Source organism: Mesorhizobium comanense, from assembly GCF_005503535.1.
Classification (GTDB): domain Bacteria; phylum Pseudomonadota; class Alphaproteobacteria; order Rhizobiales; family Rhizobiaceae; genus Mesorhizobium; species Mesorhizobium comanense.
Map to the genome: position 1 here is coordinate 265,457 of NZ_SCNN01000004.1, position 22,430 is coordinate 287,886.

Annotated in this window: 24 protein-coding genes and 1 tRNA gene; 13 read left to right on the forward strand and 12 right to left on the reverse strand. The window is 63.5% G+C overall.

All coding sequences use genetic code 11. From position 1 onward, the window contains the following. The first annotated feature begins 140 nt into the window (after positions 1-140). Entirely contained in the window at positions 141-494 is a 354-nt protein-coding gene (locus tag FFS37_RS10025; protein WP_137930783.1) for a hypothetical protein, read from the forward strand. Positions 495-564: 70 nt separating this feature from the next. Here FFS37_RS10025 and FFS37_RS10030 read toward each other — a convergent pair whose 3' ends face one another. Further along, complete coding sequence (locus FFS37_RS10030; RefSeq protein ID WP_137930784.1) at positions 565-801, reverse strand: hypothetical protein; 237 nt, start codon at positions 799-801, stop codon at positions 565-567. Positions 802-881: 80 nt separating this feature from the next. Then, a complete protein-coding gene (locus FFS37_RS10035) occupies positions 882-1,787 on the reverse strand; it encodes a DUF2865 domain-containing protein (protein WP_137930785.1) in 906 nt (301 codons plus the stop codon). A 350-nt stretch (positions 1,788-2,137) separates the two neighbouring features. Between FFS37_RS10035 and FFS37_RS10040 the strand changes: the two genes are divergently transcribed. Beyond that, the gene (locus tag FFS37_RS10040) at positions 2,138-2,353 is read left to right on the forward strand and encodes a hypothetical protein (RefSeq protein ID WP_137930786.1); all 216 of its coding nucleotides are present in this window, start codon (positions 2,138-2,140) and stop codon (positions 2,351-2,353) included. 103 nt (positions 2,354-2,456) lie between these two features. Here the strand turns inward: FFS37_RS10040 and FFS37_RS10045 are convergent, their stop codons facing one another. Next, positions 2,457-2,855, reverse strand: coding sequence for a hypothetical protein (locus FFS37_RS10045; protein WP_137930787.1), 399 nt, complete (start codon positions 2,853-2,855; stop codon positions 2,457-2,459). 298 nt (positions 2,856-3,153) lie between these two features. Continuing rightward, the gene (locus tag FFS37_RS10050; protein WP_232375613.1) at positions 3,154-3,492 is read right to left on the reverse strand and encodes a hypothetical protein; all 339 of its coding nucleotides are present in this window, start codon (positions 3,490-3,492) and stop codon (positions 3,154-3,156) included. A 761-nt stretch (positions 3,493-4,253) separates the two neighbouring features. Here FFS37_RS10050 and FFS37_RS10055 point away from each other — a divergent pair. Further along, the gene (locus FFS37_RS10055) at positions 4,254-5,498 is read left to right on the forward strand and encodes an AAA family ATPase (RefSeq protein ID WP_137930789.1); all 1,245 of its coding nucleotides are present in this window, start codon (positions 4,254-4,256) and stop codon (positions 5,496-5,498) included. Continuing rightward, the gene (locus FFS37_RS10060) at positions 5,495-6,112 is read left to right on the forward strand and encodes a hypothetical protein (RefSeq protein WP_137930790.1); all 618 of its coding nucleotides are present in this window, start codon (positions 5,495-5,497) and stop codon (positions 6,110-6,112) included. The genes FFS37_RS10055 and FFS37_RS10060 overlap by 4 nt, the downstream gene beginning before the upstream one ends. A 64-nt stretch (positions 6,113-6,176) precedes the next feature. On the opposite strand, the gene FFS37_RS10065 is transcribed toward FFS37_RS10060, so the two are convergent. The 3 genes from FFS37_RS10065 to FFS37_RS10075 all read right to left on the reverse strand — a co-directional run bounded on the left by FFS37_RS10065 (position 6,177) and on the right by FFS37_RS10075 (position 7,169). Next, positions 6,177-6,251, reverse strand: a tRNA-Glu gene (locus tag FFS37_RS10065). An 85-nt stretch (positions 6,252-6,336) separates the two neighbouring features. Continuing rightward, positions 6,337-6,750: a VOC family protein gene (locus FFS37_RS10070; protein WP_137930791.1), complete on the reverse strand. Its 414-nt coding sequence runs from the start codon at positions 6,748-6,750 to the stop codon at positions 6,337-6,339. A gap of 35 nt (positions 6,751-6,785) precedes the next feature. Next, positions 6,786-7,169, reverse strand: coding sequence for a fimbrial protein (locus FFS37_RS10075; RefSeq protein WP_137930792.1), 384 nt, complete (start codon positions 7,167-7,169; stop codon positions 6,786-6,788). Positions 7,170-7,195: 26 nt separating this feature from the next. On the opposite strand from FFS37_RS10075, the gene FFS37_RS10080 reads away from it, so the two are divergent. Beyond that, positions 7,196-8,251: an RluA family pseudouridine synthase gene (locus FFS37_RS10080; RefSeq protein WP_137930793.1), complete on the forward strand. Its 1,056-nt coding sequence runs from the start codon at positions 7,196-7,198 to the stop codon at positions 8,249-8,251. A 190-nt stretch (positions 8,252-8,441) separates the two neighbouring features. Next, positions 8,442-9,353 carry an RNA polymerase sigma factor RpoH gene (rpoH, locus tag FFS37_RS10085; protein WP_027053961.1) on the forward strand — a complete coding sequence of 304 codons (912 nt, stop codon included), beginning with the start codon at positions 8,442-8,444 and terminating at the stop codon, positions 9,351-9,353. A 280-nt stretch (positions 9,354-9,633) separates the two neighbouring features. Here the strand turns inward: rpoH and FFS37_RS10090 are convergent, their stop codons facing one another. From FFS37_RS10090 to FFS37_RS10105, 4 genes are all read right to left on the reverse strand, one after another. Next, a complete protein-coding gene (locus FFS37_RS10090) occupies positions 9,634-10,494 on the reverse strand; it encodes an MBL fold metallo-hydrolase (protein ID WP_232375614.1) in 861 nt (286 codons plus the stop codon). Positions 10,495-10,646: 152 nt separating this feature from the next. Continuing rightward, entirely contained in the window at positions 10,647-11,306 is a 660-nt protein-coding gene (locus FFS37_RS10095) for a peroxiredoxin (RefSeq protein ID WP_137930795.1), read from the reverse strand. A 221-nt stretch (positions 11,307-11,527) separates the two neighbouring features. Next, positions 11,528-11,893: a cell division protein ZapA gene (locus tag FFS37_RS10100; RefSeq protein WP_056575728.1), complete on the reverse strand. Its 366-nt coding sequence runs from the start codon at positions 11,891-11,893 to the stop codon at positions 11,528-11,530. 10 nt (positions 11,894-11,903) lie between these two features. Continuing rightward, positions 11,904-12,176, reverse strand: a complete 273-nt coding sequence (locus FFS37_RS10105; RefSeq protein ID WP_006200774.1) for a DUF4164 domain-containing protein — start codon at positions 12,174-12,176, stop codon at positions 11,904-11,906. A gap of 260 nt (positions 12,177-12,436) precedes the next feature. Between FFS37_RS10105 and tkt the strand changes: the two genes are divergently transcribed. The 7 genes from tkt to FFS37_RS10145 all read left to right on the forward strand — a co-directional run bounded on the left by tkt (position 12,437) and on the right by FFS37_RS10145 (position 22,179). After that, on the forward strand, positions 12,437-14,428 hold the full coding sequence (tkt, locus tag FFS37_RS10110; protein WP_137930796.1) for a transketolase: 1,992 nt from the start codon (positions 12,437-12,439) through the stop codon (positions 14,426-14,428). A 153-nt stretch (positions 14,429-14,581) separates the two neighbouring features. Further along, the gene (gene gap, locus FFS37_RS10115; RefSeq protein WP_137930797.1) at positions 14,582-15,592 is read left to right on the forward strand and encodes a type I glyceraldehyde-3-phosphate dehydrogenase; all 1,011 of its coding nucleotides are present in this window, start codon (positions 14,582-14,584) and stop codon (positions 15,590-15,592) included. A 299-nt stretch (positions 15,593-15,891) separates the two neighbouring features. Continuing rightward, positions 15,892-17,769: a potassium/proton antiporter gene (locus FFS37_RS10120; RefSeq protein ID WP_137930798.1), complete on the forward strand. Its 1,878-nt coding sequence runs from the start codon at positions 15,892-15,894 to the stop codon at positions 17,767-17,769. A gap of 154 nt (positions 17,770-17,923) precedes the next feature. Then, a complete protein-coding gene (locus FFS37_RS10125) occupies positions 17,924-19,120 on the forward strand; it encodes a phosphoglycerate kinase (protein ID WP_137930799.1) in 1,197 nt (398 codons plus the stop codon). A gap of 135 nt (positions 19,121-19,255) precedes the next feature. Continuing rightward, positions 19,256-20,281 carry a class I fructose-bisphosphate aldolase gene (locus FFS37_RS10130; RefSeq protein WP_137930800.1) on the forward strand — a complete coding sequence of 342 codons (1,026 nt, stop codon included), beginning with the start codon at positions 19,256-19,258 and terminating at the stop codon, positions 20,279-20,281. 299 nt (positions 20,282-20,580) lie between these two features. After that, positions 20,581-21,312 carry a DUF899 domain-containing protein gene (locus tag FFS37_RS10140; RefSeq protein WP_137930802.1) on the forward strand — a complete coding sequence of 244 codons (732 nt, stop codon included), beginning with the start codon at positions 20,581-20,583 and terminating at the stop codon, positions 21,310-21,312. 153 nt (positions 21,313-21,465) lie between these two features. Then, positions 21,466-22,179, forward strand: coding sequence for an SGNH/GDSL hydrolase family protein (locus FFS37_RS10145; RefSeq protein WP_137930803.1), 714 nt, complete (start codon positions 21,466-21,468; stop codon positions 22,177-22,179). A 17-nt stretch (positions 22,180-22,196) separates the two neighbouring features. On the opposite strand, the gene FFS37_RS10150 is transcribed toward FFS37_RS10145, so the two are convergent. Next, positions 22,197-22,358, reverse strand: a complete 162-nt coding sequence (locus FFS37_RS10150; RefSeq protein ID WP_137930804.1) for a hypothetical protein — start codon at positions 22,356-22,358, stop codon at positions 22,197-22,199. Between the last annotated feature and the right edge of the window lie 72 nt (positions 22,359-22,430).

The following is a 22,430-nucleotide window of genomic DNA, read 5'->3' on the forward strand; positions in this document are numbered from 1 at the left end:
CGGTTCGTCGGCGGAATGTGCCGCAGAAGCATTAACGATCCGCTAACCTTAACGGCGCAACCGACCGGCTTCTCCTGCGTTATTCCGTCCGGTTGTCGGGCGGGCCAAGGCCGCGTTATAAGCCCGGGTAGGGGTGTTTCATGCTTGGACGAATTGGGCCTTTCCTGGTGGGCGTCGCGTTGCTTTTCGGCAGCGGCTGTACGCGTAGCTATGACGGCACCGTCATCATCCCGCGGCCGCTTGACGCCAGGCGGTTCTGGGACCGGCCGCCACCCAATGTCGACTATCAGCAACCAGCCGACAATGGCGCCTTTCCGGTGACGCCACAGCCGCCCGAGCGTTTTTCCGAAAACAGGCCCGCCAAACCCGCCTTGCAGAGACGGCGTTCGACGAGATCGTCGATGCCGTCCGCGCCGCCGCCGGATTCTGAGAAACAACTGGCGTGCAAGAATGTCAGCGCACCGGGCCAGCGGGTCCGCATGGTCTGCGATTAAAGCCCGAAGAGCAGCCATATCGCAGGCAAGACACGACAGCCGGATATCGCCCGACAGCCGTATGTCTCCGCTAGAGCGACGCCGCTCCCTTCTTGGGTTCCTTCGCTCCCAGACGGTCGAGTGCGAGACGGACCTCTCGCAGATCGCCTTGCCAGCCGTCATCATCGCCCATCGGACTCTCCGAAGCGGCCCTTTGCAAGCCGCGCGCCTCCGATTCGATGTCGCGCAACTCGGCGATCTTCTGATCGCGGGTCAAAGAACCGTCTTCGACAATCTCCAGAACCCGCATTTCCCTGAACGTGGCCATGGCGTTCCTCCTGGCTGTTGTCGATCACAACGTCGGGAGCAGGCCCCCGTTCCAATGCGTCGGACTGAAGTCGGCGATGGTCATTGCGAGGGGAAGAAGGCGGGGCCGACCACGCGGACGGAACGCTTGGTGGCATCGACCGAACCATGTTGAGCGGCGCCCGGAGCTTCGCCGACAGGCTCCCCGATTGCCGCGACACTGCCGAGATCCGGCTTTGACTGCGGCAGCGGGATGATGGCATTGGCCATGTTCGTGGGCGTCACCGTCCGCGCCCTCAATTCGGCGACCCGCTGGTAGTAGCGTTTGATGTCGCACGCTTTGAAATCGGCATTGTCACGATAGCGGAAGGCGGTCGGCAGTTCGGTGTAGGGTTTGCGCGTATCAAGCGCCACCATCTTTTCGGTCTCCAGACTGGCATCCCCCAGCGTATAGAGATCGACGGCCGGATCAGCGCAGATGTAACGGCACTGATCGGCCATGTCCTTGATGTCGCCGCCGGTGGCGAACTGCGACTTCGGAGCGGGGAAGAAGTATCCGTCCGAGAGCCGCACGCAGAAAAGCATCGTGCCGCCGCCGATCAGGGAGCCCGCTTCGGACTGGGCCTTCGATGCCCCGCGCGCGTCCTTTGCTCCAGGCGAACAGCCGAGCGCCGCGAACCGCGCCTGAAGACCGGACAGGTCTCGGCCGGAAACGGACGCCATCTGGCGCTGCACCTGCACGCGGTTGCGGGCAAGGTCGGCGCAAGCGTTGAAGAAGCCGCCCGCGGCGCTTTGCGCTGTGCATTTACGCTGCCTCTCCAGACCTTGGATCGCCATGAGCTGGCGGCGCAGTTGCGCGAGTTCCGGACTGGCGCCCCCGGCGTGGCCCGCAGAGATCAACTGGCTCTTGACCGCCTCGCAACTATCGGCCCGGGAAGATGTCGAGCCGAGCGTAAGGCTGGCCCCTACGGCGAGCATGCTTGTGATGAGGAACCAGAAACGGGTCATCGGGCCGACTTGGTCCTTTTTGATGCCGATAGTCTGAATTCACATTCTTTGGTCAGGCAATATTTATATAGATGAGCCATTCCTAATATCCGATGAAGTCGATCCGGAAAGGCTTTGATCTGGTGAAATATAATTGCCCTGTAAATTCGATATTACATTTTTATTTCAAGATTGAGACGACACGAAAATACCATGGCCGCGCGGGCGGTTGCTGCCGAAGAAGGTGCTTGCATCGCGTCGCTGGCCGCAGGCAGGCTTGGGGCCGGAACAAGCGATCAATCCGCCGTTACCGCTGTCCGGTACTGAAACCTTTGCCCGGCTGCCACGTTGAAAGGCAAAGGAGAACGCAGATGTCGATCCATTTCACGGTATCGGAACTGACACGGAACCTTTTTCATTCCCTCGGGCTGGATCACGAGCGCGCACCGCGGTCCCTCAATCCCGAAGAGAAGCTGTTGCTGGAATGCTATCTGGCCGGTCAAATTCCGGAATCGGCCTGGAGCGACTATGTTTTCGAGACACCGAGCCTGGCGCGGCACGCCGAGGCGCGGCGGTCGAGCCACTGATCGGCCGGTAGAACACTTCGAAGAGTGTCACGCAGTAATCATGCGGACCCTCGCCGGCCCGGCAAGCAGGCTTGCCCGCGAATTGTCGCTTGCGTGGACAAGATCAATGCTTGGGGGAAATGAACTGCAGCGTGAAAACGTTGCCGCCTATTCCCTGCGAAAGCGTCGGTGAGAAATCAAGTGGCGTGCAATTCTTCACGGCGGCAATCGCCGCGTCGATGAACGATTTCCGTGCCTTCTCATCGCCGGCAACTTTCGCGGCGGTCACCCTCGGTGGACCAATCAGCGTGCCGTCGCGCTTGAAGCTGAAACTCAGGGTCACGGTCGAAGTCCCCGCATCATCAGGCGGTGTCCAGCACGCCTGGATCGCGGTCCCGACATCGTCCATGCTCTTGAGCGGCGCTGCACTCGACGGGAAGACGGTGGCCGCCCACATCGAGCCTGCAATCACCGCTCTGCTAATCACCGGCCCCCTAATCTTCAGTCTGGCAACGCCTGTCATCACGAACCCTCATCTCCGCGGCCAACGGGCAATGCGCGCCCGCTACCTTGATGGATGCTAGGGCCGACACAGGCGATGGCAATATGCCTCGCCAAAAGTTGCTGCTGATCGCGGGGCTGCCGCTTCCGATATGTCGCCCTAGCCCGGGATTTCGGCCCTGCCGGAAACAAAAAGGCCGGCGCTGGGCCGACCTTTCCTATCACCTCGACATTGCGCCAGTACATCCGTGGTCGCCAGCCGGAAGTGAATTGGCTCCAGTAGACAGGCTATTGGTAAACGAAACCTTAACGACCCTGCGCTAGTCGAGAAATCTGATCTTCTTGAAAGCCATCATCTCGCCCATGACGTTGCCGCTGCCGTCGACCTGCTGCCCCTGCCCGACCGTGACCGCCACACGCTTTCCCTTATAGCGTGACGGCATCGCTGTCTGCTCGTTCCAGCTCTTACATTCGGGCGCGGCACACAGGCCGACCTGTTCGGCCTTGTTGCGGTCCAGAATGGTGAGGTAGCAGTTGTCGCCGCATTCGAAACCTCGAATGGTGCCGGTAATCGTCCTGTCCCTGGCAAGGGACGGGACGCATTGTGCCACGACAAACACCGCGATAGCGACGGCCAGGGTCAAGGATTGTTGCTTCATTCCGATAGCCTGCTCTAACAACCCTTGCGATGCAAGAATGCGTCCGGTGGAAATCCCCTGCCGCTCCAGGACGGCCTCTGCTTTACCGCGAGAGGGCCCAGGGCTAGGCGACGGCTCTAAGCCTGGGCGCCTCCAGCGTGCCTTCCCCTCCGCATTCGGCGCATGCCGCGGTTCTGCCGGGGCAACCGGTCTGATGCGTACCTTGCGGACAGCAATGCCCTTTCGAGTCGCACCATCTCGCACAATCGAAAACCTTGCCGCCGCCATGGCAACGCGGGCATGTCATCTTCACTGAGGTCATTGCACTCTACTCGACCCAAAATCCGCGCTGCCGCGGACACCGTCCCCAGATCGCAAGTAACAGAGATTGCTACGCTTTCAAGCGTCGCCGCCTGACTTAAATTGGGTGTATCCCGGCATTCGAAATCCCCAGGCTCCCGCAAACTTTGCCGACCCTTTCCGGGTCAATGCGGCCGCTGCGGTTGCTTGTCTGAAGGTTATTCTATGAGTGCGAGAAATGACCTGGGCCTGTCCCGGCGCGGCAAGAGAAATCGGACCCGCGGCATAGGAACATCTTGCCCGAGTCAGTTGAAACTCTTCACCATGACGTGATTTGCTCCGCGGCAATCTGGGGAACTTCGCGCTACCCGCCGCGGGCACAGACGGATATCCTTCTCTTCAGCTGCGCTTTGCCGCCCCGGTAGGTAACTCTCATGCTTTCTGTCGCGCTCAACCGTATCCTGTCTTGGGGTTGGCCGGCCATGGGCATCCTGGCCATCGTTTCCCTGAGCCAGATGCTGCTGGGGCTGGGCTCGATGCTTTTGGGACTTCTCCGGCTGATGGGAGTCCTTGGCTGGGCGGAACACAACCGGCTGTTTCTGGCGTGTATCCTTGCCGCGCTGGCCGCGCTGGCATGGTTCGTCGTGTTCCTTGCAATGGCGCGCCGAAGGAAACGGCTTCCAAAATCCCTGACCAAGTGGAGATGGCTGATGGACATTCTGGACCGCCTTACCAACCGGGCCGAACTTGAACGCCGCCTGGCGCAAGAGGTGGAAGCGGTCTTCGTCGATGCCGAGGCGCTGGCCGCCCAACTCAAGGCCAAGGTGGTGGGCCAGGACCGCATATGTGACGATCTGGCGGCACAGATCCGCCGCCGCCTCGCACTCACACAACGCGGCAAGCCGATCGGTGTCTTTCTATTTGCCGGCCCTCCCGGCACAGGCAAGACCTGGCTTGGCAAAGTGCTGGCGGAAGCGCTGGGCAGGAAATTGATCCATATCGACATGGCGCAACATTCGAACGGCGTTTTCGGCGCATCGTCACTTTTTGGCGCTTCCAAAGGGTATATCGGCTCGCGGACTTACGGGAGCCTGACCGCGGCGCTCCAGGACACGCCGGACGCGGTCGTCCTGTTGGACGAGATCGAAAAGGCGCATGACGATATTCACAAGAAGTTCCTGACCGCCTGGAACGACGGCTTTGTCACCGAAAATTCCGACGGCAAGCACATTCCGACGATCCGCAATATATTTGTCTTGACCACCAACGCGGCTGTGGATGCCCTCGCGGACCTGTCCAAGCAATACGCCAATGACCCTGACGCGCTGCGCTCCGGTGCCGTCAGCGCCCTGCGCAATGCCGGATTTGCCCCGGAAGTGCTGAACCGCATCGACCGGATTTTCGTTTTCGAGCCGTTGTCCGGCCTCGATGTCGCCCGTGTCGCCGCCTTGGAAATCGAGCAGATGATCGCCGGTTACGGGCTGACCGTTGCTCAGGGCGGCATCGATCCGCAGGTTCTGCTGGACTTGATGAACCGGCAAAAGAAGATGGGCCACAGCGCCTCGTCCCGGGATCTGACAAGGGCGATTGAGGAATCCCTGGCCGACAGCCTGATCGCCGCCAAGCAGAACGGGGCCAGGGCCGTCTCGATCGTTCAGGGCGATCAGGGGATCACCGCCGAACCCGCAGAGGCCGACGATGCCGCGATCGAGGGATCGCAAGCATGAGCGAGCCGAACCTTCTGGCGCAGGCCGAACCGCGTGCCCGGAAGGGCGAACACGGTCTGCGCCACCGCGGTTCAGGATTGCGCAATCTCACCATCGCCGCCTCGTTCCTCACACTGGCGGCCGTGGCCGCACCGCTGCTGTTGCCCCAGCCCGCCGATACTGACCATTCGTCCGCCGCCCCGCCATCTCACACCGTTTCGTCGCCTGCGCAGCCCGGGCCAGCCAACGCGCATGGCGATCCGTCACAAGACACGACTGTCCCTGCCGCACAGACGCAGGCGGCCGCACCCGATCAGCCTGCTGGAACGATCCCCGTCTCGCCCGGTGTGCTGGTCAAGATCAACAGGCACAACCGTTTCAGCCAGGGGCAGGACTGGCCCATTGCGATCACGATCATCTCGCCGCCCACGCACGGCACGGTCTCCATCCAGGACGGGACGGCGCCGATCACGTACCATGACGGGGTGATGCGGATGAGCGCCGTGAAGCAGGTGTTCTACAAGTCGGACCCAGGCTACACCGGCGTCGACACATTCACCTACAAGCGGGTCAGCGAGGATGAAGCCGACCCTCTGAACGCGCGCACCTATACGATGACCGTCTACGTGAAATAGCTAGCCGGGAAGGCCGGCGAGATACGCGCGTTGAAATCCGTCAGCTGCAAGCGGTTGGGAAGCTTGGTACGCCCAAGGGGAATCGAACCCCTGTTCCCGCCGTGAGAGGGCGGTGTCCTGACCGCTAGACGATGGGCGCGCTCAAGAACCGGCTACATAGGCTGGCGGCCGGCAAAAAGCAACGGGGGGTCGGCCGCTTTGCGGACTTTGTCCGAAGGCGCGGATCAGCCGCGCCGTTTCGGCTCGATCAGGTCCCACAGATTGCCATGGAGATCGGCGAAAACCGCGACCGTGCCATAGGGCTCGAAGCGAGGCGCCTCGCGGAATTCGACGCCCTTTTCCAGCATCGCCTGGTGGTCACGGGCGAAATCCTCGGTTTCGAGAAAGAGAAAGACCCGGCCGCCGGTCTGGTTGCCGATGCTTTTTCGCTGCGCCTCGTCGGACGCTTCGGCAAGAAGCAGCCGGGCGCCCTGCCCGTTGGCCGGCGCCACCGTCACCCAGCGCTTGCCGCCGCCGAGATCGACATCCTCGAGCAGCACGAAACCCAGGCTCCCGACATACCAGGCGATCGCTTCGTCATAGTCGGCAACGACAAGCGCCACGGTCGCGACACGGCGATGTTCGGCAAACCCGGTCATGTCAGCGGCAAACCTGTCTGTGCACCGCCGCCCGCCTATTTGTTGCGGATCGCGAACTGGCCGATCAGGCGGCGCCCGGCGATGTCGTAGAGGAAGATGGCGCGGCTGCCGTCGGCCAGTTCGGCGTCGATCGAAAGGCGGTCGCCCGAAAGCGACTGGCTGACCACCTTGGCGCCGACCGGCAACACGATGTCGCCGCTGGCAAGCTCACCCGGCGGTGTCTGGACATCGCCCGAAAGCGGCGGGTTGGCCGGGGGCGCCTTGCGGGCTTTGTAGACAATCGCCGCGATCACCACCATAAGAGCCAGGAAGAGAAGGCCTAGATTGACGGCCATGAAGCGGACGAGCTTGCCGCGCAGCTTGTCGACCTCGGGGTCAAGCGGCTTTTCCTGTTCGTCATCGGCATCGGGCCGGGCCATGGCAAATATTCCGGAATGGTTTTTCGATGAGCGCTCATAGCGAAGAGGCCCCTCAATTGATAGAGGACGAAATGATGGAGGCCGAACCGACCGTGCTGGTGACGGACGCGGAAGCGGCCGGCCAACGGCTCGATCAATGGTTGGCGGCCCGGCTTGGGCCCGATCTGTCGCGCAGCCGCGTACAGATGCTGATCCGGCAGGGCGCCGTCATGGTCGATGGCAAGCCGGTCGAGGAAACCAAGCGCAAGATGAGCGCCGGCGAGAGCGTGTCGGTTGTCATGCCTGAGCCGGAGCCGGCGCAGCCGCGGGGCGAGGACATCACGCTCGACGTGCTCTATGAGGACAGTGCACTGATCGTCATCAACAAGCCGGCGGGCCTCGTCGTCCATCCGGGCGCCGGCAACTGGACCGGCACGCTGGTCAACGCGCTGATCCACCACTGCGGCGACAGCCTGTCGGGCATTGGCGGCGTGCGCCGTCCGGGCATCGTGCACCGTCTCGACAAGGAGACCAGCGGCGTCATGGTGGTGGCCAAGACCGACCGCGTCCACAAGGCGCTGTCGGAAGCCTTCGCCGACCACGGCCGGACCGGTGACCTCGAGCGCGCCTATCTGGCGCTGGTCTGGGGCATACCGCAGCGGCCGACCGGAACGGTCGATGCCCCGCTTGGCCGCGCCGCCGACCGGGTGCGCCGGGCCGTGGTGCCGGATGGGCGCGACGACGCCCGCCATGCCGTCACCCACTTTGCCGTCCAGGAGCAGTTCGGCGAACGGCAGCGCGAATTCGCCACCGCGAGCCTTGTGGAATGCCGGTTGGAAACCGGCCGCACCCACCAGATCCGCGTCCACATGGCCCATATCGGCCATCCCGTCATCGGCGACCCCGACTATGGCCTCGCCTTCCGCACCAAGGCCAACCGGCTGCCTGAACCCCTGAAAAGTCAGGTCAAGGCATTTTCCCGCCAGGCCTTGCATGCCTGGCTCCTTGCATTTCGCCACCCGGATACCCATTTACCGATGAGGTTTGAGGCGCCGATACCGGGGGACATGGAGGAACTCGTCGGCGGCTTCCGCAATCTCTGAACCTGCCATCAAAAAACCTGACTGGCATTGTTCACTTCAGCGTGACGCACTGTTTAGCGTTGAACAAATGCCTGTCTTTTCTGGTTTTGTTCCTGTATAAGATCGGATGTCGCGAGCGAGCCTTTTGGTGCTTGCGTCACATGCCCGCCGCGTTTCGGGGGCATCACTCCAATAGAGAGGGGGCGCTATCATGGCCCAGTCACTACCCAGTATCGTTTCCGGTGAAGGCGGCCTCAGCCGCTATCTGGAAGAAATCCGCCGCTTTCCGATGCTTCAGCCGCAGGAAGAGTACATGCTCGCCAAGCGTTATGCCGAGCATGAGGACACATCCGCCGCGCACAAGCTCGTCACCAGCCATCTCAGGCTCGTCGCCAAGATCGCCATGGGCTATCGCGGCTACGGCCTGCCGATCGGCGAGGTGATCTCGGAAGGCAATGTCGGCCTGATGCAGGCCGTCAAGAAATTCGAACCCGAGCGCGGCTTCCGCCTCGCGACATACGCCATGTGGTGGATCAAGGCCTCGATCCAGGAATACATCCTGCGCTCGTGGAGCCTGGTCAAGATGGGCACGACCGCCAATCAGAAGCGCCTGTTCTTCAACCTGCGCAAGGTGAAGGGCAAGATCCAGGCGCTGGACGACGGCGACCTCAAGCCCGACCAGATCGCCGAGATCGCCACGCGTCTCAATGTGTCCGAAGCCGAGGTGGTGTCGATGAACCGCCGCCTGTCGGGCGATGCCTCGCTCAACGCGCCGATCCGCGCCACCGAAGGCGAGTCCGGCGAATGGCAGGACTGGCTGGTCGACGACCATGAGAGCCAGGAAGAAATGCTGATCGAGCAGGACGAGCTGGAAAACCGGCGCGGCATGCTGTCGGGCGCCCTTGCGGTGCTCAACGATCGCGAGCGGCGCATCTTCGAGGCACGTCGCCTCGCCGAGGAGCCGCTGACGCTGGAAGAACTGTCGGCCGAGTTCGACATCAGCCGCGAGCGCGTGCGTCAGATCGAGGTGCGCGCCTTCGAGAAGGTGCAGGACGCGGTCAAGGCTGCCGCCAAGCGCCAGACCCAGGCGCTGCGCACCATCGAGGCACAGCCGGCGGCGTAAAGCCGGGTTCGGCTACAAAACAGAAGGCGGCGCCAGGAAACCGGCGCCGCCTTTTTTGCGATGCCAGCAATTGGCGAAACCCGCGCGACAGCCCTTTCTCTCCGTCACTCTACGGGGAGAAATGTCCGGCAGGACAATGAGGGGCAGCGCCAATATCGCGGGCTTGTCACCAGCAGCGGGACGATCACAACAAGCGTCAGCGCCGCCCCTCATCCGGCTGCCGCCACCTTCTCCCCGTATAGTGACGGGGAGAAGGGACTGATCGCGCAGCACCGCGCCTTCACAACCCATCCAGCGGAAACTTCAGATACCGCCTTCCATTGGCTTCCGGCTCTGGCAGCCGGCCGCCGTTCATGTTGACCTGCAGAGCATGCAGGATCAGCCGCGGCATCGGCAGCGTCCGGTCGCGCGCCTCGCGCAAGGCGACGAACTCGGCTTCGTCGCGCGCGGCCACAAGATGGATGTTGGTCGCCTTCTGCACGGCCACCGTGCTTTCCCACAAGGGTTCGCGGCCGCCGGCCTGGTAGTCATGCCCGACGAAGACGCGGGTCTCGTCCGGCAACGCCAGAATGTCCTGGATCGAGCGCCAGAGCCGCGTGGCGCTGCCGCCGGGGAAATCCGCCCGCGCCGTGCCGCTGTCGGGCATGAACAGCGTATCATGGACGAAGGCGGCATCGCCGACCACATAGGTGATCGATGCCAGCGTATGTCCAGGCGAGAAAAGCACCTTGACCGGGATGGTTCCGATCCGGAAGGTCGCGCCTTGCGCGAACAGCCTGTCCCATTGCGAGCCGTCGGCCGGAAAATCCGGCCAGTTGTAGATGACCTTCCACAGGGCCTGGACATCGACGATCCGGTCGCCAATCGCCGTCGGCGCCCCGGTCTTCTGTTTGAGATAGTGCGCGGCCGAGAAATGGTCGGCGTGCGGATGGGTGTCGAGGATCCACTCGAGTTCCAGCTCATTTTCGCTGACGAAATCGAGCAAAGCGTCCGCGCTCCTCGTCGCCGTGGCGCCGGATTTCTCGTCGAAATCGAGGATCGGATCGATGATGGCGCAACGCTTCGTCGCGGGATCGGTGACGACATACTGGATGGCCCCGGTCGGCTTGTCGTAAAAGCCGGCGACGCGCGGTCTGACCAAGGCAGTGTCCAACGTCCGGCCTCCCTCAAGCCCGACAGAATGGTTTTCCCCGTCAGGGCACAATGAGGGTACGGTTATCTAGCAAGGCGCGCCCGTCAAGCACGCCTTGCTGGAAAAAGGACAGAAAACGAAACGGCGCGGGCGAAAGAAGGTCAGGCCGAAGGCTGCTTGGTCTTCCTGAGATAAGGCAGGATGGTATCGTACGCGCCGAAGCGCTTGATCGCATCCTCGTTTGAAACGGCGGCGGTGATGATGACGTCCTCGCCTTGCTTCCAGTTCGCCGGCGTCGCCACCTGGTGCTTCGCGGTGAGTTGCATGGAATCGACCGCGCGCAGGATCTCGTCGAAGTTGCGCCCCGTGGTCATCGGATAGGTGAGCACCAGCTTGATCTTCTTGTCCGGCCCGATGACGTAGACCGAGCGCACGGTGGCGTTGTCAGCGGGCGTGCGGCCTTCCGAGGTTTCGCCGGCACCGGCCGGCAGCATGTCGTAGAGTTTGGCGACCTTGAGGTCCTTGTCGCCGATCAGCGGGTAGTTCACCGAATGGCCGGTCGCCGTCTTGATGTCGGCCTGCCATTTGTCGTGGCTGGCGACCGGATCGACGGAGATGCCGATTATCTTGACGTTGCGCTTCTTGAACTCGCCTTCCAGCCCCGCCATCGTGCCGAGCTCGGTCGTGCAGACCGGCGTGAAATTCTTCGGGTGGCTGAACAGGATCGCCCAGCCGTCGCCGATCCAGTCGTGGAACTTGATGGTCCCTTGCGTGGTCTCGGCGGAGAAGTCCGGCGCGATGTCGTTGATACGAAGACTCATGGCACATTTCCCCTATGGCAAATCCGGTCAGCGGTCAGCGCGGCGGGCGGCACACCGTGCCGCAGTCAAGGCGCCCACACCCCGCCATGGCCGCATCTTAGCGCAAAAATTGCGACTGCAGGATAATATGAAACTCTTGTCGGCGCAGGAAAGAGCATTTTCATGCGGCCGGCTATCCCGGCCTACAAGAACCTTCCATGCCGGAAGCGATCCGCGCCCGCTCAGGCCTTGTTGATGGCCAGCGTCGCCGTCAAGTCTTCCATGCGCTGAGCCAGCGCGCCGAGCGCGTTGGTCAGCACGCTGTCGCTCTTGTCGGCCTTGGTCAGCGCCTCGTCGCGCGTCTTGCGCAAGGTCAGCACCTCGCTCTCCATGCCTTTGACGCGTTTCTGCAACTCAGAGAGCTCATCCATCACCATGATGCCGGCCATCACGGTCAGCCTTTGGTCGCCGATCTCGCCAAAAGAGTCCTTCAGATGCGAGACATAACGGTCGAAGCGCTCGGCGAGATCGATCAGATGCTCTTCCTGGCCTTCGTCGCAGGCCATGCGATACTGCTTGCCGTCGATTGAAACCGTGACCTGTGCCATGGGCCAGCTCCTATCTGTCCAACACGGCGCGGATGGTTTCCATGGCGGTCACCAGCCGTCGCGACACTTCCTTGTTGGCATCTTCCAGCCGTTCGGCGCGCGCTTCGGAATTGTCGAGCTCCTGCGCCAGGCGCGAGCGGTCGGCGTTCATCCGCTGCACTTCTGCCTCGGCTTCCGAATAATCTCGCTCATGCTCCAGCTTGGCCGCGACGGCATTTTCCAGCCCCTCGATGGCCTTGCCCAGCCTGGCGATGACTTCCTTGAGCGTGGTTTCCCCGGTCATGGCCTATATCCTGCCCTGCCCATCACCGAATCGTTCGCGTTCAGAACGCGTTATCCCGGAAACATTAGGCACCGGGTGAAGGCGGCGTCAACAAAGCTCTCGCGACTGTCCCCCGCTAACGCTAATGTAGGCCCGCCGCCGGCATCACAAGACCGGCAAATATGCACCCGATTTGTTGACTAAAAGCGCGCGCCTGCTATGTGTCGCGCACCCTTTTCAAGGGCTCTCCCAAGCCCCCAAACCCCCACCCTGGAGGAACCATGACGTCGCGTGAACAACATGACCGGATGGCCAATGCGATCCGTTTTCTCTCCATGGACGCTGTCGAAAAAGCGAATTCCGGCCATCCCGGCCTGCCCATGGGCTGCGCCGACATCGCCACGGTGCTGTTCACCCGCTTCCTGAAATTCGACCCCAAGGCTCCGCACTGGGCCGACCGCGACCGCTTCATCCTGTCGGCCGGCCATGGCTCGATGCTGCTCTATTCGTTGCTGTACCTGACCGGCTACGAAGACATGACCATCGACCAGATCAAGAACTTCCGCCAGCTGGGTTCCAAGACCGCCGGCCATCCGGAATACGGCCACGCCACCGGCATCGAGACGACGACCGGCCCGCTTGGCCAGGGTCTCGCCAACTCGGTCGGCTTCGCGCTCGGCGAGCGCATCATGAACGCCGCCTTCGGCAACGATCTCGTCGACCACTATACCTATGTGCTGGCCGGTGACGGCTGCCTGATGGAAGGCGTTTCCCAGGAAGCCATCGCGCTGGCCGGGCATCTGAAGCTCAACAAGCTGATCGTCTTCTGGGACAACAACAACATCTCGATCGACGGTCCGGTTTCGCTCGCCGACAACACCGACCAGGTCGCCCGCTTCCAGGCCTCCGGCTGGAACGCCAGCCATATCGACGGCACCGATCCCGAGGCCATCGCCTACGCCATCGAAGCCGCCCGCCATTCCGACAAACCGACGATGATCGCCTGCAAGACGACGATCGGCTTCGGCGCCCCGACCAAGGCAGGCACCAACAAGGCGCACGGCTCGCCGCTCGGCGCCGATGAGATCGCCGGCGCGCGCAAGTTCTTCGACTGGCAGTCGCCGCCTTTCGAGATCCCGGCCGACATCCTCGACGCCTGGCGCGCAGCCGGCAAGACCGGTTCCAAGCCACGCGCCGACTGGGAAGGCCGGCTCGCCAAGGCGGACCCGAAACTGAAGGCCGAGTTCGAGCGCCGGCTCAGTGGCAAGCTGCCGGCCAATTTCGACACCGTCATTGGCGACTACAAGAAGAAGCTTTCGGCGGACAAGCCGAAGGTCGCCACCCGCAAATCCTCGGAAATGGCGCTGGAAGTCATCAACGGCGCGGTGCCCGAGACCATTGGCGGCTCGGCCGACCTCACCGGCTCCAACAACACCAAGACCAGCCAGACCAAGAACATCACGCCGGACGATTATGGCCAGCGCTACGTCCACTACGGCATTCGCGAGCATGGCATGGCGGCCGCCATCAACGGCCTGACGCTGCATGGCGGCCTGATCGCCTACGGCGGCACCTTCCTGTGCTTCTCCGATTATGCCCGTCCCTCGATGCGCCTCGCCTCGCTGATGGGCATCCGCTCGATCTTCGTCATGACCCACGATTCCATCGGCCTTGGCGAAGACGGCCCGACCCACCAGCCGGTCGAACACATGGCGGCGCTCCGCGCCATCCCCAACCACAACGTCTTCCGTCCGGCCGACGCGGTGGAAACCGCCGAATGCTGGCAGATCGCGCTCGAATCCGAAAAGACGCCCTCGACGCTGGCGCTGACGCGCCAGAACCTGCCGACCGTGCGCACCGAACACTCGGCCAGGAACCTGTCGAGCCAGGGCGCGTATGAACTGGCCGCGGCCAGCGGTGAGGCGGCGGTGACGATCTTCGCCACCGGCTCCGAGATCGAGATCGCGCTTGGCGCCCGTGACCTGCTGGAAAAACATGGCCACCCGACCCGTGTCGTCTCGGTGCCCTGCTTCGAGCTTTTCGACAAGCAGAGTGACGACTACCGCGTGAAGACCATCGGCGACGCACCGGTCAAGATGGCGATCGAGGCCGGCATCCGTCAGGGCTGGGATCACCTCATCGGCTCGGATGGCATCTTCATCGGCATGACCGGCTTCGGCGCGTCGGGCACGATCGAGCAGCTCTACCCGCATTTCGGCATCACCGCCGAGGCAGCGGCCAAGGCGGCGGAAGCCCGCCTGCACGCCAAGTAGGGATCAGCGGCCGGCGAAATCCTTGCGGCTTCGCCGGACTGGCCTAACCTAATCGATTTAAATCCAGCCGCTGGACGGCTGGATTCTTTGTCGGTCCGCCGCTATGAAGCTGCGGACCATCAGTCTGCCCTCCAGCTCCCCGGGGAGAGAAACATGACCGTCAGAGTTGCCATCAACGGATTTGGCCGCATCGGCCGCAACATCCTGCGCGCCATCCATGAGTCCGGCCGCAAGGACATTCAGGTCGTAGCCGTCAACGATCTCGGCCCGGTCGAGACCAACGCGCATCTCTTGCGCTACGACAGTGTGCACGGCCGCTTCCCGCATGAAGTGTCGGTCGATGGCGACCAGATCTCCGTCGGCAAGGAGAAGTTCAAGGTCACCGCCATCAAGGATCCCTCCCAGCTGCCGTGGAAGGAACTGGGCATCGACATCGCGATGGAATGCACCGGCATCTTCACCGCCCGCGACAAGGCCGCCGCCCACCTGACGGCCGGCGCCAAGCGCGTTCTGGTCTCGGCGCCCGCCGAAGGCGCCGACCTGACCGTCGTCTACGGCATCAACCACGACAAGCTGACCAAGGACCATGTCGTCGTTTCCAATGCGTCCTGCACCACCAACTGCCTGGCGCCGCTGGCCGCCGTGCTGCATGAGACGGTCGGCATCGAAAAAGGCATGATGACGACGATCCATTCCTATACAGGCGACCAGCCGACGCTGGACACCATGCACAAGGACCTCTACCGCGCCCGCGCCGCCGCCCTGTCGCAGATCCCGACCTCGACCGGCGCCGCCAAGGCGATCGGCCTCGTGCTGCCCGACCTCAAGGGCAAGCTCGACGGCATCTCGATCCGCGTGCCGACCCCGAACGTCTCGGTCGTCGACTTCAAGTTCATCGCCAAGCGTCCGACCACCGTGCAGGAAATCAATGATGCGGTGATCGCCGCCTCGAATGGCAAGCTCAAGGGCGTACTGGGCGTCACCCATCACCCGAACGTCTCGATCGACTTCAACCACGATCCGCATTCGTCGATCATGGCGCTCGACCAGACCAAGGTCATGGACGGCAACTTCGTTTCGGTGCTGTCCTGGTACGACAATGAATGGGGCTTCTCCAATCGCATGTCGGACACCGCCGTCGCTTTCGGCAAGACCATCGCCTGATCTGCAGGCCTCGTCCCACAGCTTGAAACGCCCGGCTTCGTCCGGGCGTTTTCGTTTTGCCCTATCAGCTTCGTCACTCCATGGTGGAGCAAGGGGCGAAGCGACGCGGCGCAGGACCGCGCTCCATGGCTGATATCACGGAATGGATTCCAGGGTCTTCGCGACGGAGCTTCACTCCTGCTTCGCCCTGGAATGACGATGTTTGGCCAAAAAACCATCCTGCCGCCTTGCGCCGGCCACGCCTTCGCCCCACTCTCACGTAAAGCCGGAAACAGAGGAATTCGAGGGGCAAATCACGGATGGAGCATGCGATCTATCTCGTCACGCTGGTGGGCACAGCGCTTGTCGTCGCCGCCGCGTTTTCGAGCCTGATCGCGTTTCGCTTCGGCGCCCCGCTCCTGCTGCTGTTCCTGTGCATCGGACTTGCCAGCGGCGTCGACGGCCTCGGCATCGAGTTCGACAACGCCCGCGTCGCCTATTTTGCCGGCTCACTGGCGCTGGCCATCATCCTGTTCGATTCCGGTTTCGGCACGCCGCTCAACGCCTTGCGGCAGGCGGCCGGGCCGGCGCTCTCGCTGGCCACGGTCGGCGTCATCCTGACGACCGGCCTGTTCGGCGCCGCCGCCTACTATCTGCTGGACCTCAACTGGCTGGAATCCTTCCTGCTGGGCGCCTCGGTTGCCTCGACCGACGCCGCCGCCGTCTTCTTCCTGCTGCGGGCGGGCGAGATCAATTTGCGCGAGCGCGTGCGCTCCACGCTTGAAGTGGAATCCGGCACCAACGATCCGATCGCCATCTTCCTGACCATCACCCTGGTCGAGATCATCGCCGCACATGCCAATCCCGAGGCCAATGTCCTGGCCACCAACCTGGTCCTCGGCTTCCTGCTCAACATGGGCCTCGGCGCCGTGGTCGGCGTGCTGGGCGGCCTGGGAATCGTGCGTCTCGTCGACAGGCTCAATCTCGACCATGGCCTGCTGCCGATCTTCGTGCTGACCTTGTCGCTGATGGTTTTCGCCGCGGCCGGCGCCATTGGCGGCTCGGGCTTTCTCGCCGTCTATCTTGCCGGCCTCATCGCCGGCAATTCCGACATCCGTGCCGTCACCATCCTGAAGCGTTTCCAGGACGGCATGTCGTGGCTGGCGCAGATCATCATGTTCCTGATCCTCGGCCTGTTCGCGACGCCCTCGCAGTTTCCCGCCATCATGCTCCCGGCGATCGCGCTCGGCCTGTTCCTGATGTTTATCGCGCGGCCTGTCGCGGTCTGGCTCTGCCTGATCCCGTTCCGCCTGCCGCGCCCGGAAGTCGCCTTCGTCTCCTGGGTCGGGCTGCGCGGCGCGGTCTCCATCCTGCTCGCCATCACCCCGCTGCTCGGCGGGCTGGAGCATGGCCGCACCATCTTCAATGCGGCCTTCATCATTGTCCTGGTATCGCTGGTCATCCAGGGCTGGACCGTCGGCCCGCTGGCGCGGCGGCTCGGCCTGATCGTGCCGGCGCGGCTCGGCCCGCTGGACAAGGTCGAGCTCGAACTCCCCGGCTCGGCCCATCACGAGCTTCTCGCCTACCGTGTCGCGCCCGGCAGTCCGGTGGCGCGTGGCGAACGCATTCCGCGCTGGGCGCGGCCGTCGCTCGTGCTGCGCGACGGCCGTTCCATGCGCTTCCAGGACATGGGCCGGCTGGCCGCCGGCGACCAGGTCTACATCTTCGTGCCGGACCGCTATCCGCGTCTGCTCGACAAGCTGTTCGCGAGCCGGGCGGTGGTCGATCCCGAGGATGCCGATTTCTTCGGCGCCTTCGCCGTCGACCCGGCTCGCTCCGCAGCTGAACTGGAAGCAGCTTACGGGCCGGGCCTGACCGAGGCGGAACAGAAGCTCACCGTCGGCGCCCTGGTCACGGCGCGGCTCGGCGGCCATGCCGAATATGCCGACCGGGTGTTGCTCGGCCCGATCGAACTCATCGTGCGCGACGTCGACGACAAGGGCAGGATCACGGGTCTTGGTCTCTCCTTCGAGCCGACCGCGCCGGTGGCGCGGGTGCCGGTCTTCCTCAGCGCCGGTGAGATGGGCGACCGTCTCGGCGCCTTCATCCGCAACTGGCGCAAGCCGGTCGAGACCGAGGCGGTACCGGGAGACGAGGCACCCGAGCCGCCGATTGGAAAGGCCACGACCGGAAGTTGACGACGGCCGCCGGTTTCGCCGTCCTCAACGGGGCAAGTCTTCACGGGCTATGTCCCGGCCGGCCTCAAAATTTCGCACGGCGCCACCGCCAAAGCCTTGCATCGTCACCGATGCGGGGTATGGTCCCGGCGATTTTCCGACGAAAGGGACCGGCATGGCTGCCTTCAAGACACTGGACGACATCGGCAACATCAGCGGCAAGCGCGTGCTGGTGCGCGTCGACCTCAACGTTCCCGTCGCCGACGGCAAGGTCACCGACGCCACCCGCATCGAGCGCATCGCGCCGACCATCGCCGAACTCTCCGGCAAGGGCGCCAAGGTCATCCTGCTCGCCCATTTCGGCCGGCCCAAGGACGGCCCCTCGCCCGAATTCTCGCTGGAGCCGATTGCCAGGGCGACCGCCGAGGTGCTCGGCCGCCCCGTCGGCTTCACCAGCGACTGCGTCGGCGATGCGGCAGGCAGCGCCGTCGCGGCCATGAACAAGGGCGATGTCCTGCTCCTGGAAAACACCCGTTTCTACAAAGCCGAGGAAAAGAACGATCCGGCTTTCACCGAAAGGCTCGCCGCCAATGGCGATATCTTCGTCAACGACGCCTTTTCCGCCGCCCATAGGGCGCACGCTTCGACCGAGGGCCTGGCGCGCCTGCTGCCGGCCTTTGCCGGCCGCACCATGCAGGCCGAGCTAGAGGCCCTGGAAAAGGGCCTCGGCAATCCCGTCCGGCCGGTCGTCGCCATCGTCGGCGGCGCCAAGGTTTCGACCAAGATCGACCTGTTGATGAACCTGGTGAAGAAGGTCGACGCGTTGGTGATCGGCGGCGGCATGGCCAACACCTTTCTTGCCGCGCGTGGCACCGATGTCGGCAAATCGCTGTGCGAGCACGACCTGGCCGCCACCGCCAAGCAGATCATGATCGAGGCGGCCGAAGCCGGCTGCGCCATCATCCTGCCGGTCGACGGCGTCGTTGCCAGGGAGTTCAAGGCGGGCGCCGCCTGCGAGACCGTCGCAATCTCCGATGTGCCGGCGGACGGCATGATCCTCGACGTCGGCGAAAAGACCGTGAAGACCGTCGGCGAATGGATCGACCGCGCCGCGACGCTTGTCTGGAACGGCCCTCTCGGCGCCTTCGAGATCGAACCGTTCGACCACGCGACGGTAGCCGCCGCCAGGCACGCGGCCGCGCGCACCAAGGCCGGCAAGCTGGTCTCGGTCGCCGGCGGCGGCGATACGGTGGCCGCGCTCAACCATGCCGGCGTCGCCGACGACTTCACCTATGTCTCGACCGCCGGCGGCGCCTTCCTGGAGTGGATGGAAGGCAAGCCGCTGCCCGGCGTCGACGTGCTCAAGCGCTGAGGAGCCACGATCCGATCAAATCGAGGGGAGCCACCGGCAGGGCCGGTGACTTTCAATCGATTCGAGCTTTCCGGCGTCATTCCTTTGGCGGTAGTGTTCTGCTAGGCGCAGACCAACCGGTTGAGGAGAAGCATGATGAGCGAACGTCTCGAAGACATTGCCGAAGCGATCGTGGCCAATGGCAAGGGCCTGCTGGCCGCCGACGAAAGCTCCGGCACCATCAAGAAGCGCTTCGACGTCATCGGCGTCGAATCGACCGCCGACAGCCGCCGCGACTATCGCGAGATGATGTTCCGCGCCAAGGAGGCGATGACGAAGTACATTTCCGGCGTCATCCTCTATGACGAGACCATCCGCCAGAAGGCCGCCGACGGCACGCCCCTGGTCGACATTATCAAGGCCTCGGGCGCCATCCCCGGCATCAAGGTCGACGCCGGTGCAAAGTCACTGGCCGGCTTTCCCGGCGACACCATAACCGAAGGGCTCGACGGCCTGCGCGAACGCCTGGCCGACTATTACAAGCTCGGTGCCCGCTTCGCCAAATGGCGGGCGGTCATCGACATCGACACCGGCAAGGGCGTGCCGTCGGCGACCTCTATCAGGTCCAACACCCATGCGCTGGCCCGATACGCCGCCCTTTGCCAGGAAGCCGGGATCGTGCCGATCGTCGAGCCGGAAGTGCTGATGGACGGCGCCCATGACATCGATACCTGCTACCAGGTATCAAGGGCAACACTGACGAAGCTCTACGACGAGCTTTACGCGGCCCGCGTCGTGCTCGAAGGCACGATCCTGAAGCCCAACATGGTGCTGTCGGGCAAGAAATCTGGCACGGTGGACAGCCCCGAAGAAGTCGCCGAGAAGACGATAAAGCTGTTCCGCGAAACGGTGCCGGCCGCGGTGCCTGGTATCGCCTTCCTCTCAGGTGGCCAGGAAGACGAGGAGGCGACGGCCAACCTCAACGCTATCAACGCCATCGGCCCGCATCCGTGGAAGCTGACCTTCTCCTATGGCCGCGCGCTGCAGGCAGCGCCGCAGAAGGCATGGAGCGGCAAGGCCGCCAACGTCGCCGCCGGCCAGGCCGCCTTCACCCATCGCGCCCACATGAATTACCTGGCCGCGCTTGGAAAATGGCAGCCGGCATTGGAAAACGCCGCCTGAGCATCGGCGCCATCGCATCGAAGACCCGGGCCTGGAGCAATTCCAGCAAAAGTGCGAAGCGGTTTTGCGTCCGGAAATTGCGGCAAAACAAAAAGATAGAGCGTTACCGGCGATTCCGTTTTCGCCGGTAACGCTCTATCGCCCGGGTTTTGCTTGTCGAGCCTAGAGCCTGATCTAGCAATTGGGCCAGAACTTGGGATCTTGCCCGACCATCCTTATGTCCTCTGCGGCATTTCCGGCCGCGATGTCGGATTACGCCCGTCCCGAACGTCCTTGGGGCGACCGACAGGGAGAGGCATATGCATCGCAACAAGGCCGTATCGCGGGAGGACTGGTTTCTGGCGCACAAGGCGCATCTGGCGCGCGAGAAGGAACTGACGCGCTTGCGCGAGCGCGTCGCGGCCGAGCGGCGGGAACTGCCCTGGCTGAAGCTGCGCAAGGACTATGTGTTCGAGACCGAGCAAGGACCGCGCAAACTGGCCGATCTCTTCGGCTGCCGCAGCCAGCTGATCGTCTATCACTTCGTCTTCGCGCCGGGCTCGACCCATCACTGCGAGAGCTGCGCCTTCGTCGCCGACCACATGGATGGCGCCAACCAGCACCTCAGGCATCATGACGTGTCGCTTGTCGCGGTGTCGCGGGCGCCGCTCGCGGAACTGCTGCCCTACAGGCAGCGTATGGGCTGGAAGTTCGACTGGGTGTCCTGCTACGCCTCGGACTTCAACTTCGACATGCAGGTATCCTTCTCCGACAGACAGATCGCCGCGGGCGAAGCCGTCTACAATTTCGAGACACCGGTGCTGACATCGAAGGACCTGCCGGGCACCACCGTCTTCTACAAGGGCGAAACCGGCGACATCTTCCTCACCTTCATGTCGCGCGCCCGGGGCAGCGAGCAGTTCATCGGCGCCTACCAATATCTCGACATGGCGCCGAAAGGCCGGGACGAGCCGGGTCCCTACAGGACATCCATGGACTGGGTGCGCCTGCACGACGAGTACGAAAAGAGATCGCGGCCGGACGTCGCATGACGCGGGGGCAGCTGTCAGGGTTGCGGCGGTCCGTTCCCGCCGGCCGCGACTTGCGCTAAGCAATTCCAGGAAAAGTGTGAGCGGTTTTCCGTTCCGGAATTGCTTAAGAATAAAGAGACACAGCCTGCCGCTGGTCACTTCTCGGATTTGCCCATGCCTGTCCCGGCCTTTCTCACCTGGCTCGCCTTCCCCGTCTACATCTGGCAGGGGCTGGGCGTGCGCCGCCGCACCTCCCGCATGCTTCCGGCGAAAGGTCCGGTCATGCACGACCTCGCCGGCACGGCGCCCGCGATCTCGCTGCTGGTGCTGGGCGATTCCTCGGCCGCTTCGGTCGGCATCGGCAATTCCGAGAACGGGCTTGCGGCACAACTCGCCGTGTTGATCTCCCAACGCACCGGACGCGCCGTACGATGGCGGGCGGCCGGCTTCAACTCCGCCACGTCAGGCCAGATCCGCGACCATGTCCTGCCCAATCTGTCGGCCGATCCGTGGACGCATATCGTGCTTGCCATCGGCACCAACGACACCAAGAATTTTCATTCCGTGCCACGCTTCAAGAAGGAATTCGGCGGCCTGCTCTATGCGCTGCGCGCCAAATGGCCGGAGGCGCGCGTGGTGTGGTCGCCGGTGCTGGAGTTCACCCGCGCGCCGGCCATGCCGGCATTGCTCGGCAAGATCCTCGAAGTCCGCGCCGCCGCGATGAACCGGATGGGTGAACGCCTTTGTTTCGAGCGCGGCGCGGTGCCGGCGCCGCGCCTGCCGATCACCAATCCCGAACAGGGCTTTGCCTCCGACGGTTTTCACGCCTCCGAAGCCGGCTACCGCGCCTGGGCGGAACATCTTGTCGGTCCGGTGCTTGGCGACTGACCATCGCCGCCCGAAGCCTATGTCAAATGTCCAAGCACGGCCGCCAGCGAAATCGCCGCCATGGCGAGCAGCGCCAGCTTCCAGAAATCGCTGCGGCGCTTCAGCCCGGGCCAGCCGATCGGCTTGATCAGCTGGATGACCATGAAACCAACGATGACAAGGGCAAGGAGTTTCGTCATGCCGCCTTTGACCAGCAACGTGGCCGGCTGTCAAAATCTGCGTCTGGTCTGAAGTAAACCGCAGGCCGGAGA